The organism is Glutamicibacter uratoxydans (genome assembly GCF_050753455.1).
Taxonomy (GTDB): Bacteria; Actinomycetota; Actinomycetes; order Actinomycetales; family Micrococcaceae; genus Glutamicibacter; species Glutamicibacter uratoxydans_A.
On the sequence record NZ_CP192736.1, the window covers coordinates 1,667,397 to 1,681,449 of the forward strand.

The window sequence follows — 14,053 nt, forward strand, 5'->3', positions numbered from 1 at the left end:
GCAGACATTGCAACTATGTTGCACATAGCGCATTTGTGGCACGCATCACTGTCAAGAGGTTTCTGGCTGGCTCTGTGCAGAAACACGAAGCCGGTCCACACCTGGGGGGGTGGACCGGCTTTCAGTGCTATGGAGTTACTTGCGTCGCACTCAGATCGTCGCGGCGGAGTTCAATCTCCGCGAGATAATCAGTGGGAACCTTAGTTCACCAAAGAATCCGCGAGTCTGAGTAGATTCTCGCGTGCCAACTTAAGTTCTTCGGGCGTGAGATAGGGCGAATCGGCCGATAAAGCAAGTCCTTCGGCGGCGAAGCGCAAGGTCAGCGCGTTCGCCTCATCCAACCCATCGGCGGTCATCGCTTCCCGCCACCGGGCCGCGTCAGCGAGCATCAGTCGGTGCGGCACTTGTTCACGTCCAAGTATTTGGATCAAGTGCGAGGGGGAGTAGAACTTGCGGATCACTTCACTATCACCGGTGAGTGCACGGATATAGCCACGCAGCAATTTTCCGGGACGATTCTCCGCCAGATCGACCTGGGCGTGAACCTCATCCCAGAACTGCTCGATGGAGTCCTGAACCACGGCATCTTCAAGTGCTTCACGGCTGGGGAAGTGGTGAGTCAGTGCGCCTTTGGAGACCTTGGCCTGGGCAGCAATTTTCGCCATGCTGACTCCGGCGCCATATTCCGAGAGTAAGACGGTGGCCGCGTCCAGTAACGCTCGACGGGTGCGTTCCTTATCGCGGCTCCCCTCGTGGTTGGCGGTGTCCTCACTGGTGCTCATTGACATTCTCCTGGGCTGTGGTGGAAGAAGGAATCAGCTTCCACGCGATAAATGCGGCTACGAGCAATAGTACTGCTGCGATATAGGCGGTGATTTGCATGCCGTGGGTGAAAGCGTTCTGTGCCATGGCCAAGAGATTCGCATCAGCATTGCCGAGCACACTCGCCGCACTAGCCAGCGAATCATTCACCGCGTTTGCAATCGGTTCAGGCGTGCCTTCAGGAATATTGAGGTTGGCGCGATAAAGCGCGGTCTGCAATGAGCCAAGCACGCCAATGCCTAGAGCGATGCCCAGCTCGTAGGCAGTTTCGGAAATCGATGAAGCCGCACCGGCACGTGCCGGTGGCGCGGCCGAGACCACCGCATCAGTGGACAAAGTCATGGCCAGACCAGTGCCCAAGCCAATAATCGCCAATGAAATGCCGAGGCCGAGATAATTCGGTAGACCCTCGCTGACACCCAGTGCCGCCAGTCCGATAGCGCCGATAATCAGGCCCACGGAAATGGCTCGACCCAAGCCCAGCCGGGAGAGCGCCACACCCACTACCAAGACGACCAGCATCGAGGCGATGGTGGCGGGCATTTCGGCCAAACCAGCCCAGAACGGAGAATATCCGCGGACCAGCTGCAGGTACTGGGAGAAGAAGAAAAGCAGGCCAAAGAAGGCGAAGATCGATAGCGCGTTGGATGCTACGGCGCCGCTAAATGCCGGAATCTTGAACAGCGAAATATCTACCAGTGGGGTGGTAAGCGTACGCTGGCGACGTACGAATAGGTAGCCGCAGATCACACCCAGCAAGGCGGTGACGAGCACCGAAAGATCGAAGCCGTTGCTGATGCTGTGCTTAATCGCGTAGACCACGGGCACGATGGTCAGCACCGAGAGGACCGAGGAGACCAGATCGATGTTTCCGGCCTGCGGGTTCTTGGACTCCGGAAGAAGTTTAATGCCCAGCAGTACGATCAGCGCGATGACCGGAACGTTGATGAGGAAGACCGAACCCCACCAGAAGTGCTCCAACAATGCACCGCCAACCAGCGGCCCCACAGCTCCACCGGCCATGGCACCGGCCGACCAAATCGCGATCGCTCGCGAACGCTGGATCTGGTCGTGGAACATATTGCGAATAATCGACAGTGTCGAGGGCATCAAGGTTGCCCCGGCAAGACCCAGCAAGGCGCGTGCGGCAATCAGGGTTTCAGGGTTCGGGGCAAAAGCCGCCAGGACCGAGGCCATGCCAAAGAAAACGCTACCGATGAGCAATAGTTTTTTGCGGCCGATGCGGTCTGCCAGATTGCCCATGGTGACCAGAAATCCGGCCAGCACAAAGGAATAAATGTCGCCGATCCACAGGATCTGGGTGGCGCTCGGGGAAATATCTGCAGTCAGGGCCGGCACGGCCATGTACAGAACAGTTCCGTCGATGGCCAATAGCGTGACGGCCAAGATTAGAACGACTAGTGCGGACCATTCTCTACGTCCGGCACGTGGCGGAGTTGCGGGTGTTGAATTCACCTAACCATGCTAACGGACTATTTGGTTTGTTGTAGGTACTATTAGATTTTTGTGATGAAGATTAACCACTCTGTTTGCGGCGCAGTGAATTTCGGCGCAGTGATGTTGAGCTGAGTTGAGCGTGCAAGTGCTGACCCCAAAAGGGGGCTGGCAACCAGCGGATAAGTACGTTCATAGCGGCCGCGGATCATGAGATTTAGCGTCGGCTTCGATTTCCGCCCGATGATCCAGGTAACCCGAAACGCTCATGACGCTGCGGGCGCAGGTAGCTTCAGGCTCGCCGAAGAGCGCGCGGGTGAGCAGCTAGGCGTGCTACCACGCCTGATTATTTGCGCGAAGCCGCGGCTATCGCGCGCGCAGAATTACCTGTTTTCGTGAATCTCGGTGGAGTCCGCGGCATCAAGCATTGCATCTTCGGCGGCCTCATCGGTCAGGGACCCATCACGGCGATGGGTTTTCACCTGCTTGGCACGAATCTTGCGGACCTTGTGCAGAGGAGCATCGAACCCTGCGGCCTGAGCTTCGGCCAGCTCTTCGGCATCCTCGCGGTTAATCTTGCGTTGTTGCTTGGCCGCGTACCAGAAGCCGATGAAGGCCAGCACGCCGAAGGCGAACCACTGGTAGGAGTAGGACAGGTGCGGTCCCTCATCGGTATCCGGCTCATCCAACGGTTGCGGGGCAGTAGCCGGTGCCGGATTCTCGTGGTACATAATGCCATACGCGGATTGTGAAATCGGGTAATCCAGCACCTGAGCAAAAGTTGGCAAGTTCACCGTGGCCAGCTGGCCTTCGGGGGCATCGCGATCCAAAGTTGGTTCGCTGGGCTTGAGTCGTACCTCAATATCCACCACACCTGTGGGTGCAGCGGGGATTTCATCGGGCCAGCCAGGCCGAACATCGCCAATGGGCAAGTAGCCGCGGTCCACCACCACGGTGGCACCGTCGGTGGTGCGGAAAGGTACCAAGACCTCATAGCCGGGACGGCCAGCCTTAATCCGGTTACGTACCACGCGCGTATCGTCGACCAAATATTCACCGCGTAGCGCCACGGTGGTCCACTTCTTCTCCGCCGGCAGCTCGTCGAATAACGCCACCGCTTCGGGGGAGGAGTCGGCCGGGGCGAAGTAGTTCTGATTCACGTGGGAGATCTCGGTGAGCACCTCGGCGCGCCGATCCATCTGCCAGCGGCCCAAGAAGACACAGGCCCCAGCGAAAATGCAGACCAACAACAGCCAACCGACCCAGCGGGTACTGGCCAAAAAACGATACATGAGGTGCGTTTTACTCCTTTGCCGCAGCAGCGTCGGATGTGCTGGAGGCTTGTGCCGCCTCGGTGATGGGTTCGGTTTCTTTGTAGAGCAGCCGTTCGCGCAGATAGTTTTCCAACCAGCCGCGGTGCTCGGGGCAGGCCAACCAGACCTTGCGACGCTCTGGGGTGTGGATTTTCGGGTTATTCCACAGGATCTTGTCGCTGGCCGGTTGCTTACAACCCTTCCGGCTACAGATCAGTTCGGGTGCGCTGTCGGTGCCGCTGAGGGCGGAAAGTACGTCCAATGATCGACTCCTTACTTCGCTGAATCTTCGGGTTGTTCTCCCGAGGGGTCGCTGGCCCAACTACCGTCGATAATCACCGGATCTGGCTCCTGGGCCTGCGTGGGATCCGCTTCCGGTTCGGCGCCCTCAAGTTGGGCCGGTGCGATGTCGGTGTAGAACTCGGCCGGTGGCTCACGTTTGGTGATGTCGGCCCCGCGGTTGGCGATTACCACCGCGACATAGGGCAACACGATCGCGCCGACGAGCATGATCCACTGCAAGGGCCCGGAGGTGAAAAAGGCGGCGATAAAACACAACACGCGAATAGTCATCGAAATCGTGTATTTGCGTACGCGAGAACTCTGGTCCACGGCGTGTGCCTCGTGGGCCTCGGTGATGCGATGAACCGGCACCGCATGCTGATTGCGGCGTGAATGGGAAGGGGCCATTACCTCAGACTATGTTTCTCTCACGGTGTTCCGTAGACCATTGTCTCATCGAAGTCTGTGAGAATCGCAATTTCTACTCGGCGTCAAAGTAAGAATACTCGCCGGTAAGCAATAAGATGACTGGTGATGCAATTTTTCGCCTCTCACCTGCCCCGCTATCGAATCATGAATGCTGCGCAGGGCCCCAGGCGGGAACAACCGACGGAATTGGAGTACAGATGAGCACTGAAACCACCAGTGGACGCAGCGTCTTGGTGACCGGTGGAAACCGCGGGATCGGGCTGGAAATTGCCCGCGCCTTCCAAGCCAACGGTGACAAGGTGGCGATCACTTACCGCAGTGGTGAAGTGCCCGAAGGATTGCTCGGGGTCAAGGCCGACGTCACCGATGCGGAGTCGATCGACGCCGCATTTACCGAGGTTGAAACCGCCCATGGGCCGGTCGAGGTACTGATCGCCAACGCCGGGGTGACCAAAGATACCCTGCTGCTGCGCATGAGCGAAGACGACTTCACCTCGGTGATTGACACGAACCTCACCGGTGCTTTCCGGGTGATCAAGCGTGCTTCTAAAGGCATGCTCCGCAAGAAGTACGGCCGGGTGGTGCTGATTTCGTCGGTGGTCGGTCTCTACGGCTCACCGGGTCAGATCAACTACGCTGCCTCCAAATCCGGGTTGGTCGGTATCGCCCGCTCGCTGACCCGCGAACTCGGAGCCCGCAATATCACCGCCAACGTCGTGGCCCCGGGTTTCATTAACACCGACATGACCGCCGCCTTGCCCGAGGACGTCCAGAAAAACTACCTGGCCTCCATCCCGGCAGGCCGCTTCGCCGAAGCCGAAGAAGTTGCCAAGGTGGTCCGTTGGGTGGCCAGCGATGAAGCCGCCTACATTTCCGGTGCGGTCATTCCCGTCGACGGCGGCTTGGGCATGGGCCACTAGGCCCCGCAGCGCACATACACAACAGCTTTCAAGGAGATAATTATGAGCGACTACAAGAGCGCCATCGTCACCGGTTCCTCCCGCGGCATCGGAGCGGTCACCGCCCAGCTACTGGCCGAACAAGGTCTGGGTGTGGTCATCAACTACCGCTCCAAGGCTCCACGGGCCAATAAGATCGTGGCAGCCATCGAGGACAAGGGCGGTCGCGCCGTCGCCGTCGGCGCTGACCTGACCAGTGCAGAAGGTCCAGCGGCTCTGGTTGACGCGGCCGTGGAAAACTACGGTTCGCTCGATGTCCTGGTACTGAACGCCTCCGGTGGCATGGAAACCAATATGGGCGAGAACTACGCCCTGCGGCTGAACCGCGACGCTCAGCTGGCCATGCTGCAGGCTGCACTGCCCAAGCTGAGCGAGGGCGGCCGAGTGGTCTTCGTGACCAGTCACCAGGCCCACTTCATCAACGAAGTCTCCACCATGGATGCTTACGACGCGGTGGCCAAGTCCAAGCGTGCCGGCGAGGACGCGCTCCGCGAGATGATCCCGCAGTTGGCGGAAAAGAACATCAGCTTGGTCGTCGTGTCAGGTGACATGATCGAGGGCACCATTACCGCCACCTTGCTCAATCGCATGGAACCAGGTGCCATTGATGCCCGCCGTGAAGCCGCCGGCAAACTGTACTCCGTGGAGGAGTTCGGTGCCGAAGTGGCCAAGATGGTCTTTGCCGAGGTTGAATCCGGCCACACCGAGCTGGTCGGCGGCGCCGGGGACTTCCTGAAAGCCTCGGGCCAGTAAGCAAACGCACTATTAATCCACAGGGGTGTCCGGCATATTGGCCGGGCACCCCTGCGGCGTTTAAACCCCACTATTGGGCGCGATTAGTGATTTCTGCCAGCGCGTTCAGATCACGCACCAGCCGGTCATAGCGGGCCGAACCGAGCCCTTGACGCCACTGCCGCTCGATCCGTTGGATTTCAGCGGCGGCCACTTCGGCGGCAGCTAGACCCCGCTCGGCGGCGAGCACCAGGCTGGCCCGAGCATCTAGTGGATCCGGAACCCGCCTGACATAACCGGTGCGTTCCATCGCGCTGACTAGTGCGCTAGCGGTCTGTTTGGTGACGTAGATGCGGTTGGCCAGCTCGGTGATGCGTGAGCCGTGGGCAGCAAGGCGCTGAAATAACCGGGCCTGCGGCAAGGTCAGATCGGTGAAGCCGGCGGCCTGAATTGCGCCGAAGACCCTTTCCTCTAGCTCGCGATAGGGGATGAACAGTAATAGCCCCACATTAAATGGACCGAGATCCGCACTCTTTTCCCCTTGCATATAGTCAGTATAACGAACTAAAATTAGTCAGTAAAGCTGACCATATTTTGGGGTGGACACAGATGCAACAGAATCTGATGTGGGAGCTGGTCACCGAGCAGCGCGAGCAATTGAGCCAACTGCTCGAGCGCTTGGATGGGCCACAGTGGGATGCTGATTCGTTGTGCCCCGGGTGGCGGGTACGGGACGTGGCGGCTCATGCCATCGCCCCGGCGACCACCGGTCTGGGGCAGGTGGTTCGCGGAATGCTCGCAGCCCGTGGGGACTTCAACCGGATGATCTTGAGTGATGGACGCCGCCGCGGTGAGACGCCAGTGGAGGAGATCCTTGGGGACTACCGGCGCTTTGCCGCCTCATGCCACCGCGCTCCCGGCGCGGTCGGTGTCACCCCGTTGCTGGACATCATGGTTCACGCCCGCGACATCGCCATCGCGCTGCAGCTGCCGTATCCGCCGATGCCGGTGGGTGCGGCCACCGCCGCTGCCGATCTGGTCTGGCGGCTTCCCTTCCCCTTTGCCGCGCGTCGGAGCTTGGCCGGGTACCGGCTTAGGGCCGCCGACACGCAGTGGACGGTGGGCGAAGGCGCCCTAGTTCAGGGGCCCATGGAGGCCCTGCTACTGCTCCTCACCGGCCGGGATGCCTGGCTGGGACGACTCGAAGGTCCCGGTGCGGAGCGTTTGAAAATGAAATGAGAGGCCAAGGAGATGGCCATGGAAACACTAAATATTGTGGGCCAAGTGACGGCCCTGCTCGGTGCGCTGATCCTGATCGTGGTCGCACCCTTGGAAATGTTCTTCTATGGGCACCCGGCGGTTGCGAAGTTCCTGAGCGTGGATGCGCAGCATGTGGACGTGGTGAAGATGTGGGCCTTTTGCATCGGGGCGCGGAACCTGCTCTCGGCGCTGGGCGTCATCGCCGGTCTGATCATGATCTACTGGGCTGATCCGATGCTGGGCACCGTGGTGGTCCTGGCTTTCAGCTGGTACATGCTGTTGGCTAGCCTGGCGATGGCCGCAGCGGATGCGATCGGATATTGGCAACCGCGTGGCGGAAGCATTAAGGGAACTATTGCCGCGAGCGTGCTGCCGCTGGTGGTGATCATCTCGCCGCTGTTCACTTGAGATAAAAATGCTGGCGGGGCGATCCACTTGAATCGCCCCGCCAGCTAAGCAGGTTACGGAGGTTAGTCGTCCTTCTTGGGTCGCTCGCCGCAGATGACCTTATTCCAAGGGGAGTAGGTCCAGGTGTTGGTGTCCGGTGGCAGGGTCTTGGACCCGTCCAAGGCCACCCGGTCGCGGGTGACCGAGATGGTGAAGCCCTCACGCCCACCGGATTCCGGGGTGCAACTATTGGCGGTGTTGTAGATGGTTTCCGGACGGGTGAAGCTGTGCTTCCCGCTGGAGGAATGAGTGACCTTCCAGTACTTGGTGCTCCACAACCGTGTGTGTACCTCGCTACCGGAGACCCAAGCCTGAATCATTACGCCATAAGGGGTGTTGTTCTTCCACTTCATATCCACCTGGCCCTCCCAGAGGGTGGCTTCGCGGCCGGCCGGGTAGCGTTCGAACCAGCGCGAGTGTGGCTTATGTTCGATGTCATCGTAGCCGGCGAAGAACCCGGCGTTATACATCTGCGTGGAAATCTGCGACAGCCCTCCGCCCACTGCTTCGCTGACAAACCCGCTATTGACCACGCCGGAGCTGTAGTAGCCGTTGGCCGTGGTAATGGGAGCCAGCACGTCTAAGAGCGAGAAGGTTTCACCCGGTTCGACGATCACTCCGTTGAGCTTGGCCGAGCCGGCCTTCAAGTTCTTGGTGCGCACCGTGTCATTGGTGGGGTACGGGGTGGTGAAATGAACGATCTCTTCCTTGATGCCCATCTTTTGCGCATCTTCGGTGCTGAATTCCGGTTCCTTGGTTTCCAGAAGCACCTCTGCGGTGCGGTTCTCCGCCTTGGTCGCGGCCAGTACCTTGGCGCCCAGGCCCGCGGTCTCTAGGGCCACCCCGGTCTTCGATTCGATGATCTTCGGTTTACCGTCGGACAGCACGATCTGCGCGTCCTTCGCGGTGCTGCTCAGCTCGGAGTTCTTGGTGGCGGAGTCGTAGAGTTTTTCATCGTCCAAGCTCAGCTGCGGAGCCCCATCGCTGACCTGAAAGCTGGCCGCGGCCGCGATCGAGCCGGCGGAAAGCTCCACGGTCTTATCCTCGGATTTGAGGATGACCGGGCCGTTCAGGAGCGCCTTCACCTCGGATTCGTGGAAGCTGGACAGTTCGGCGGCCGACACCTGAGGCTGCTCGATCTGTGCGGGTAGTTCAATCACCGCACCGTCGGCGCGCCAGTGATCGGTCACTTCCGTTGCGGCTTCGGGCACCTGCAGGGCGATTCCATCCTGCGGTTCTACGAGGCTGGATTTTCCGTCCGCAAAGACGATGTTGCCCTCGGCCACCTCGGCATTCGCTTCTTCGGCTACCCCCTGCAGCGCCGTAGTGAGCTTCTGCTCATCGGCGCGCACCACCGGAGCGGCATCGTAGGAGTCGGTCAGCCGCTGATAGAGCTTCACCGGGTTGATTTCGTAGCCGGTCAGTTCCGCAATGGTGGCGGCGGTGTCGATTTCGAGGCCGGCGGCCACCGGATCTAGCTGGTAGTTCGCGCCGTGAACAGTGACCTCGATGGCCTCTTTGCTGCGCGGAACCAGCTCGGTGTCGAGTTTCTCGATGGCATCGGCCTGATTCAAGGAGCCAATCTGCACCCCGGAGACCGTGGTGTTGGCGGGGATTTGTGAACTAATCCATGCGGCACCACCGAAGTAGAGTCCAGCAACGGCGACCACGGAGCATCCGGTGATAATCCATGGTTTGGCGCTGCGTTTGGATTTCTGCTCAGCTTCTGGAAGCTGGCTTGGATCCTTCTCGGGGGTCTGCACGGGTTCTAGACTCTTTCGCGGGGAATAGGGGTTCGGCTAGCGCCAGCCTTGCCTCGGCTTAAGCGGGCGCGGCTAGCGTAGGCCATCAAAATACTATCGGTTGGAACAACTCCCGAAGGTGCTTTCACACTGTTTTAGCTTGAATCGTTATCCAGTTGTTGGAAAACTTCAACTTCTCTTCGCTGTGATCGTCTGCCGCTTTAGGCGGGTAACACCAGGTCGGCAATCACATCCAGCGCTTTGAAATCCAGTTTTACTTGCGCCCGATCACGCAGGGCCGGCTTGGCGTTGTAGGCCACACCCAATCCGGCGGCGTTGAGCAGATCCAAATCATTGGCCCCGTCACCGGCCGCGATGGTAGCGCCGATCGGAATACCATTCAGCTCGGCCCAAGAACGCAGCATGGTTTCCTTGGTGGCACGATCAACAATCTGCCCGTGCACGGTTCCATCGAGGACTCCGTCGACGATTCCTAAGGTATTAGCCAGTGCATAGTCCAGCTCCAGGTCGGTGGCCAAGGGGTCCAAGATCTGTTGGAAACCACCGGAAACCACCGCCACCAGATGCCCGGCAGCGTGGAAACGCTGCACCAATTCGCGGGCGCCAGGGGAGTATTCGATGCGCTGCTGAACTTCGCTCAGCACCTGCTGATCCAGATCCTTCAAGGTGGCCACACGTTGAATCAGGGACTGCGCGAAATCTAGTTCCCCGCGCATGGCAGCTTCGGTGACCGCGGCAACTTCCGCTTCCCGACCGGCATGAGCGGCCAGCAATTCGATCACTTCCTGCTGAATGAGCGTGGAATCCACATCCATCACCAGCAGCAGCCGTTCGGCTTGGGTGATCGTCTCGGGAACGACCGCCAGGCAAATATCCGCGGCGGAAATGTAATCGCCAGCGAATTCTTCGGCCGCGAAGGCTTCGACTTGGGTGCGTAACTCCTGCTCATCAGCTGGCAGGTGAATACGGGTCACCAAGCGACCGGAGGACTCGGTGATCGGGAAGACCGCGCCTTCGGGCACTGTCAAGGCAACGCCCATTCGAGAAAGAAAGGCCTCAAAGTTGGGGCGGGGCAGCTCAGCACGGGAAACCAGAACAAGAGTTGATGACATGAGACCATTTTGCGCTCAGCCTTGCCCTACGACCAAAAATGACGTGCACAGTGGTGGCAGCAGAGCCCGTGGGATACATAACGCGTGGCAGTTTAGGCAAATCAAGCGGAAAAGTTTAGGGTTTTATCCATGAGCGAAGTGCTATCTTTCAACGATGTCAGCGTGGTGCGCGGACCTAAGGAACTGTTGTCGAACGTTTCCTGGAACGTGGCCGAAGGCGAACGTTGGGTTGTTTTGGGCCCTAACGGCGCGGGCAAGTCAACCCTGATGAATATTGCCGCGGCACGGATGCACCCCAGTCGGGGTAGCGCCGGCATCCTGGGGGAGACCCTGGGCAAGGTTGATGTCTTCGAATTGCGGCCACGCATCGGACTGAGCTCAACATTGATCGCCAACCAGATTCCCTTCCAAGAAACCGCCTTGAACGTCGTTTTGACCGCCGCCTACGGGTTTACCGGTCGCTGGCGCGAAGCGTACGAGAAGATGGACGAGCGTCGTGCCTTCGCCCTGCTGCACGAATGGGGGATGAGCACCTTCATGAACCAGCCCTTCGGCAAACTGTCCGAGGGCGAACGCAAGCGGGTATTGATCGCCCGGGCGATGATGACCGACCCGGAACTGCTCATTCTGGATGAGCCGTCGGCCGGATTGGATGTGGCCGGGCGCGAAGAGCTGGTCTACCAGATGGCCGAACTGGCTGCCGACGAAGACGCTCCGGCGCTGGTTCTGGTGACCCACCACTTGGAGGAGATCCCACCGGGTTTCACCCACGTGCTGCTGCTCAACCGCGGCAAGGTGGTTGCTGCCGGGGAACTTGAAGCGACGCTGACCGAAGCGAACCTCGCGGCCACCTATGAAATGGATCTGCAACTGCGTAACGAGAACGGGCGCTACTCCGCGTTCGCACGCCGTTAGAAAGCTGTAATACACGTTGGCTGAATACTGGCAGGAACTGCTGATCTTCCTCGGTGGTCTGTGGGCCGGCACCATCAACACGGTGGTCGGATCCGGAACCTTGGTCACCTTCCCGATTCTGGTGGCGCTTGGCATCGCCCCGGTCAACGCCGTGGTCTCCAATGCCATGGGTCTGGTGGCCGGCGGCTTCTCCGGAGCCTGGGGGTATCGACGTGAGGTCAGGCAGGTTAAACGCACACTCTTAAAGCTGGTTCCGCTCTCCCTGCTGGGTGGGTTAATCGGTTCTTTGCTCCTGCTGAACCTGCCCGAATCGGTCTTCGGGGTGGTCGCCCCGGTGCTGCTGTTGGCGGCACTGATCCTCGTGATTTTTCAGCCGCGGCTGGCCGCATGGGCTAAGACCCGGCAGGCGCAGCGCAGCGGCACCGACCCGGATGCCGCCGACCAAGCGCGGATCCCACTGATCCTGTACATCCTGGTCTTCCTTATCGGCGTGTACGGCGGGTACTTCACCGCGGCGCAGGGCGTGTTGCTCATGGCGGTCTTCGGGGTATTCCTGCAAGCCTCGCTGCAGCAGTCCAACGCGATCAAAGTGATCCTCTCGCTGCTGGTGAACCTGATCGCCGCGGCCATCTACCTGATCATCGCCCCGGAACGGATCCACTGGATCGTCGTGCTACTCATCGCGGTGGGCTCGTTGATCGGTGGTTTCATCGGTGCGAAGGTTGGGCGCAAACTCTCCCCAGTGTGGCTGCGCGTGGTCATTGTGGCGCTGGGCCTCGTTGCGCTGACCAACATGACCTACAAGCTGGTGGCCGGTGCCTGAATCCGACTACGCGCACCGCGTGCACGATATTAGCGAGCTCTCCGATCCACGGCTCGATGACTACCTGCGCCTGTCCGAGGCGGCGTTGCGAATGCGTAGCGACATCGAGAACGGGATCTACATCGCCGAAAGCACCATGGTGGTGCAACGTGCCATTTCGATGGGGCATGTTCCGCGCAGTTTCCTCCTCGCCCGCAAGTACTTACCGCAACTGGAAGCTGAATTTGCGCGGTTCCCCGAGGTGCCGATCTTTGTGGGCGAAGACGCGCAGCTTCAGGCCCTGACCGGGTTTCACTTGCACCGTGGTGCGCTGGCGGCCATGGAACGGCCAGCTGGGTTGGACTTGGACACGGTCCTGGAAAACAGCATCCGCATCGCTATTTTGGAAGACATCGCCGATCACTCCAACCTCGGTGCGCTGCTGCGTTCGGCCGCCGGGCTTGGGGTGGACGCGGTGCTGATCACCCCGCAGTGCGTGGATCCGCTCTACCGGCGTAGTGTGCGCGTTTCCATGGGCACTGCACTGACCATCGACTGGGTGCGTTTGGAGAGCTGGCCCGGTGACCTGCAGCGGGTGCGTGAGCACGGCTTTAGAATTCTGGCGCTGGAATTGACCGAGAACGCCACCGAGCTCGGTGCTTTGCAGCCGCAGCCGGGGGAAAAGATCGCGATGATTCTAGGCAATGAGGGGCGCGGGGTTCGCGCCGAAACTCTGACGATGGTCGATGAATGCGTGATCATCCCGATGGCTCGCGAGGTAGCTTCGCTGAACGTGGCCGCTGCCAGCGCGGTAGCCTTCTGGCAACTTTGCCGATGAGTAGCGATAGCTCGCGACTCATCGGGTCTACTCCTTCCGATTCCGTTCCAACGGTGCTGGCCCAGACCCTGTCGCAGTCGAGAGCAGCTTGGCTCGGGGAAGAGCCCGAGTCACTGAAACTGTATCCGAGTGCCACTGGACAAAGTGAACCCGATTTCATCAGGGTGACTTACGATGCGACCTTCGCGCGGGTAAGTTCCGGGCTCTACCTACGGCACAACCCGGAATCATTGAGCTCCCGCAAGCGGCAACTCGTCCTCTTCCTGTTCTTGCAGTTATTGGGTTTCGCGTCCATCGCGGTAGCCACTTGGGCTCTGGCTTCCGGATTTGCGGCCAGCAGCACTATGGATGCGGCGGTTGTCGGTGGTTGGTTCGGCCTGCTGATGTTGGGCGGGATCACCCATGCAGTAGTGAACTACCTCTGGCCACTTCGGGCGAAAACAGCGAGTCGGCATTGGATTGCTTTCCTCACGCTCACCGCGGAACATTTTGGTGGAACCATGGCCTCACTGGCTACTGGTTACGCATTGAGTATTTTAGACTTCACGCCCCCAACAGAGATCGAAACCCTGTGGAACCCGCTGCTCATCGCCGCACCGGTACTGGCCTTATCGCTACTCCTTTTCAGTGTCTCCACCTTTGTTTTGCGTCGTACCACGGCCCGGGTAGGGCACCAGCTGGATGTCACCACGCTGGAAGTTGCCGAGGGTATTGACCTGAGTGTGCAGCTGCCGCAAAACGGCTAACCAAGGGGTAGCGGCTACGGGCTGGACAATGTGTTTCTTGCCATGCGGGTTAGGTTCGCTCCGTGACGAAGCATGCGATAAGATGGACTGTCTGTGTGCGCATCGCTGCGGTGCAGACACCAATTTTCCGAGTACGTTGTTGCTGGCAAAATCCAGTGGCAGATAACCAAAGGGTATA

At 59.7% G+C, this 14,053-nt stretch carries 16 protein-coding genes; 8 read left to right on the forward strand and 8 right to left on the reverse strand.

Annotated features, from left to right (window positions below):
- Positions 1-200: 200 nt before the first annotated feature.
- The 5 genes from ACQQZ8_RS07580 to ACQQZ8_RS07600 form a co-directional block, all read right to left on the reverse strand.
- Positions 201-782: a TetR/AcrR family transcriptional regulator gene (locus tag ACQQZ8_RS07580; protein ID WP_431712053.1), complete on the reverse strand. Its 582-nt coding sequence runs from the start codon at positions 780-782 to the stop codon at positions 201-203.
- Complete coding sequence (locus ACQQZ8_RS07585; protein ID WP_431712054.1) at positions 769-2,298, reverse strand: MFS transporter; 1,530 nt, start codon at positions 2,296-2,298, stop codon at positions 769-771. Before ACQQZ8_RS07585 ends, ACQQZ8_RS07580 begins: the two co-directional genes overlap by 14 nt.
- A 362-nt stretch (positions 2,299-2,660) precedes the next feature.
- The gene (locus ACQQZ8_RS07590) at positions 2,661-3,569 is read right to left on the reverse strand and encodes an SURF1 family cytochrome oxidase biogenesis protein (RefSeq protein ID WP_431712055.1); all 909 of its coding nucleotides are present in this window, start codon (positions 3,567-3,569) and stop codon (positions 2,661-2,663) included.
- 10 nt (positions 3,570-3,579) lie between these two features.
- On the reverse strand, positions 3,580-3,852 hold the full coding sequence (locus tag ACQQZ8_RS07595) for an acetone carboxylase (RefSeq protein WP_431712056.1): 273 nt from the start codon (positions 3,850-3,852) through the stop codon (positions 3,580-3,582).
- 11 nt (positions 3,853-3,863) lie between these two features.
- Positions 3,864-4,280: a DUF3099 domain-containing protein gene (locus ACQQZ8_RS07600; protein WP_431712057.1), complete on the reverse strand. Its 417-nt coding sequence runs from the start codon at positions 4,278-4,280 to the stop codon at positions 3,864-3,866.
- A 218-nt stretch (positions 4,281-4,498) separates the two neighbouring features.
- On the opposite strand from ACQQZ8_RS07600, the gene ACQQZ8_RS07605 reads away from it, so the two are divergent.
- Together ACQQZ8_RS07605 and ACQQZ8_RS07610 are read left to right on the forward strand one after the other, a co-directional pair.
- Entirely contained in the window at positions 4,499-5,221 is a 723-nt protein-coding gene (locus ACQQZ8_RS07605) for a beta-ketoacyl-ACP reductase (RefSeq protein WP_431712058.1), read from the forward strand.
- Positions 5,222-5,263: 42 nt separating this feature from the next.
- Entirely contained in the window at positions 5,264-6,013 is a 750-nt protein-coding gene (locus ACQQZ8_RS07610) for an SDR family oxidoreductase (protein ID WP_431712059.1), read from the forward strand.
- A 70-nt stretch (positions 6,014-6,083) separates the two neighbouring features.
- On the opposite strand, the gene ACQQZ8_RS07615 is transcribed toward ACQQZ8_RS07610, so the two are convergent.
- Entirely contained in the window at positions 6,084-6,539 is a 456-nt protein-coding gene (locus tag ACQQZ8_RS07615) for a MarR family winged helix-turn-helix transcriptional regulator (protein WP_431712060.1), read from the reverse strand.
- Between the two features lie 62 nt (positions 6,540-6,601).
- On the opposite strand from ACQQZ8_RS07615, the gene ACQQZ8_RS07620 reads away from it, so the two are divergent.
- Together ACQQZ8_RS07620 and ACQQZ8_RS07625 are read left to right on the forward strand one after the other, a co-directional pair.
- Positions 6,602-7,231: a maleylpyruvate isomerase family mycothiol-dependent enzyme gene (locus ACQQZ8_RS07620; protein ID WP_431712061.1), complete on the forward strand. Its 630-nt coding sequence runs from the start codon at positions 6,602-6,604 to the stop codon at positions 7,229-7,231.
- A gap of 18 nt (positions 7,232-7,249) precedes the next feature.
- The gene (locus tag ACQQZ8_RS07625) at positions 7,250-7,660 is read left to right on the forward strand and encodes a DUF1304 family protein (protein WP_431712062.1); all 411 of its coding nucleotides are present in this window, start codon (positions 7,250-7,252) and stop codon (positions 7,658-7,660) included.
- 62 nt (positions 7,661-7,722) lie between these two features.
- Here the strand turns inward: ACQQZ8_RS07625 and ACQQZ8_RS07630 are convergent, their stop codons facing one another.
- Both ACQQZ8_RS07630 and serB read right to left on the reverse strand, forming a co-directional pair.
- Complete coding sequence (locus ACQQZ8_RS07630) at positions 7,723-9,462, reverse strand: VanW family protein (protein WP_431712063.1); 1,740 nt, start codon at positions 9,460-9,462, stop codon at positions 7,723-7,725.
- 200 nt (positions 9,463-9,662) lie between these two features.
- Positions 9,663-10,574 carry a phosphoserine phosphatase SerB gene (serB, locus tag ACQQZ8_RS07635; protein ID WP_431712064.1) on the reverse strand — a complete coding sequence of 304 codons (912 nt, stop codon included), beginning with the start codon at positions 10,572-10,574 and terminating at the stop codon, positions 9,663-9,665.
- Between the two features lie 129 nt (positions 10,575-10,703).
- Between serB and ACQQZ8_RS07640 the strand changes: the two genes are divergently transcribed.
- From ACQQZ8_RS07640 to ACQQZ8_RS07655, 4 genes are read left to right on the forward strand one after another with little or no spacing between them, the layout of a single operon-like run.
- Positions 10,704-11,489 (forward strand): ABC transporter ATP-binding protein, encoded by a 786-nt coding sequence (locus ACQQZ8_RS07640; protein ID WP_431712065.1) that lies wholly within the window; start codon positions 10,704-10,706, stop codon positions 11,487-11,489.
- 16 nt (positions 11,490-11,505) lie between these two features.
- Positions 11,506-12,312 (forward strand): sulfite exporter TauE/SafE family protein, encoded by an 807-nt coding sequence (locus tag ACQQZ8_RS07645; protein ID WP_431712066.1) that lies wholly within the window; start codon positions 11,506-11,508, stop codon positions 12,310-12,312.
- A complete protein-coding gene (locus ACQQZ8_RS07650; RefSeq protein WP_431712067.1) occupies positions 12,305-13,129 on the forward strand; it encodes a TrmH family RNA methyltransferase in 825 nt (274 codons plus the stop codon). The genes ACQQZ8_RS07645 and ACQQZ8_RS07650 overlap by 8 nt, the downstream gene beginning before the upstream one ends.
- Positions 13,126-13,875 carry a hypothetical protein gene (locus ACQQZ8_RS07655; protein WP_431712068.1) on the forward strand — a complete coding sequence of 250 codons (750 nt, stop codon included), beginning with the start codon at positions 13,126-13,128 and terminating at the stop codon, positions 13,873-13,875. The genes ACQQZ8_RS07650 and ACQQZ8_RS07655 overlap by 4 nt, the downstream gene beginning before the upstream one ends.
- Positions 13,876-14,053 lie beyond the last annotated feature (178 nt).

Bases quoted from the DNA above. Each gene is read 5' to 3' on its own strand.
- ACQQZ8_RS07625 (WP_431712062.1), top strand. From the start codon at position 7,250: ATGGAAACACTAAATATTGTGGGCCAAGTGACGGCCCTGCTCGGTGCG.
- ACQQZ8_RS07620 (WP_431712061.1), top strand. From the start codon at position 6,602: ATGCAACAGAATCTGATGTGGGAGCTGGTCACCGAGCAGCGCGAGCAA.
- ACQQZ8_RS07600 (WP_431712057.1), bottom strand. From the start codon at position 4,280: ATGGCCCCTTCCCATTCACGCCGCAATCAGCATGCGGTGCCGGTTCAT.
- ACQQZ8_RS07640 (WP_431712065.1), top strand. From the start codon at position 10,704: ATGAGCGAAGTGCTATCTTTCAACGATGTCAGCGTGGTGCGCGGACCT.
- serB (WP_431712064.1), bottom strand. From the start codon at position 10,574: ATGTCATCAACTCTTGTTCTGGTTTCCCGTGCTGAGCTGCCCCGCCCC.
- ACQQZ8_RS07610 (WP_431712059.1), top strand. From the start codon at position 5,264: ATGAGCGACTACAAGAGCGCCATCGTCACCGGTTCCTCCCGCGGCATC.
- ACQQZ8_RS07655 (WP_431712068.1), top strand. From the start codon at position 13,126: ATGAGTAGCGATAGCTCGCGACTCATCGGGTCTACTCCTTCCGATTCC.
- ACQQZ8_RS07605 (WP_431712058.1), top strand. From the start codon at position 4,499: ATGAGCACTGAAACCACCAGTGGACGCAGCGTCTTGGTGACCGGTGGA.
- ACQQZ8_RS07580 (WP_431712053.1), bottom strand. From the start codon at position 782: ATGAGCACCAGTGAGGACACCGCCAACCACGAGGGGAGCCGCGATAAG.
- ACQQZ8_RS07615 (WP_431712060.1), bottom strand. From the start codon at position 6,539: ATGCAAGGGGAAAAGAGTGCGGATCTCGGTCCATTTAATGTGGGGCTA.
- ACQQZ8_RS07590 (WP_431712055.1), bottom strand. From the start codon at position 3,569: ATGTATCGTTTTTTGGCCAGTACCCGCTGGGTCGGTTGGCTGTTGTTG.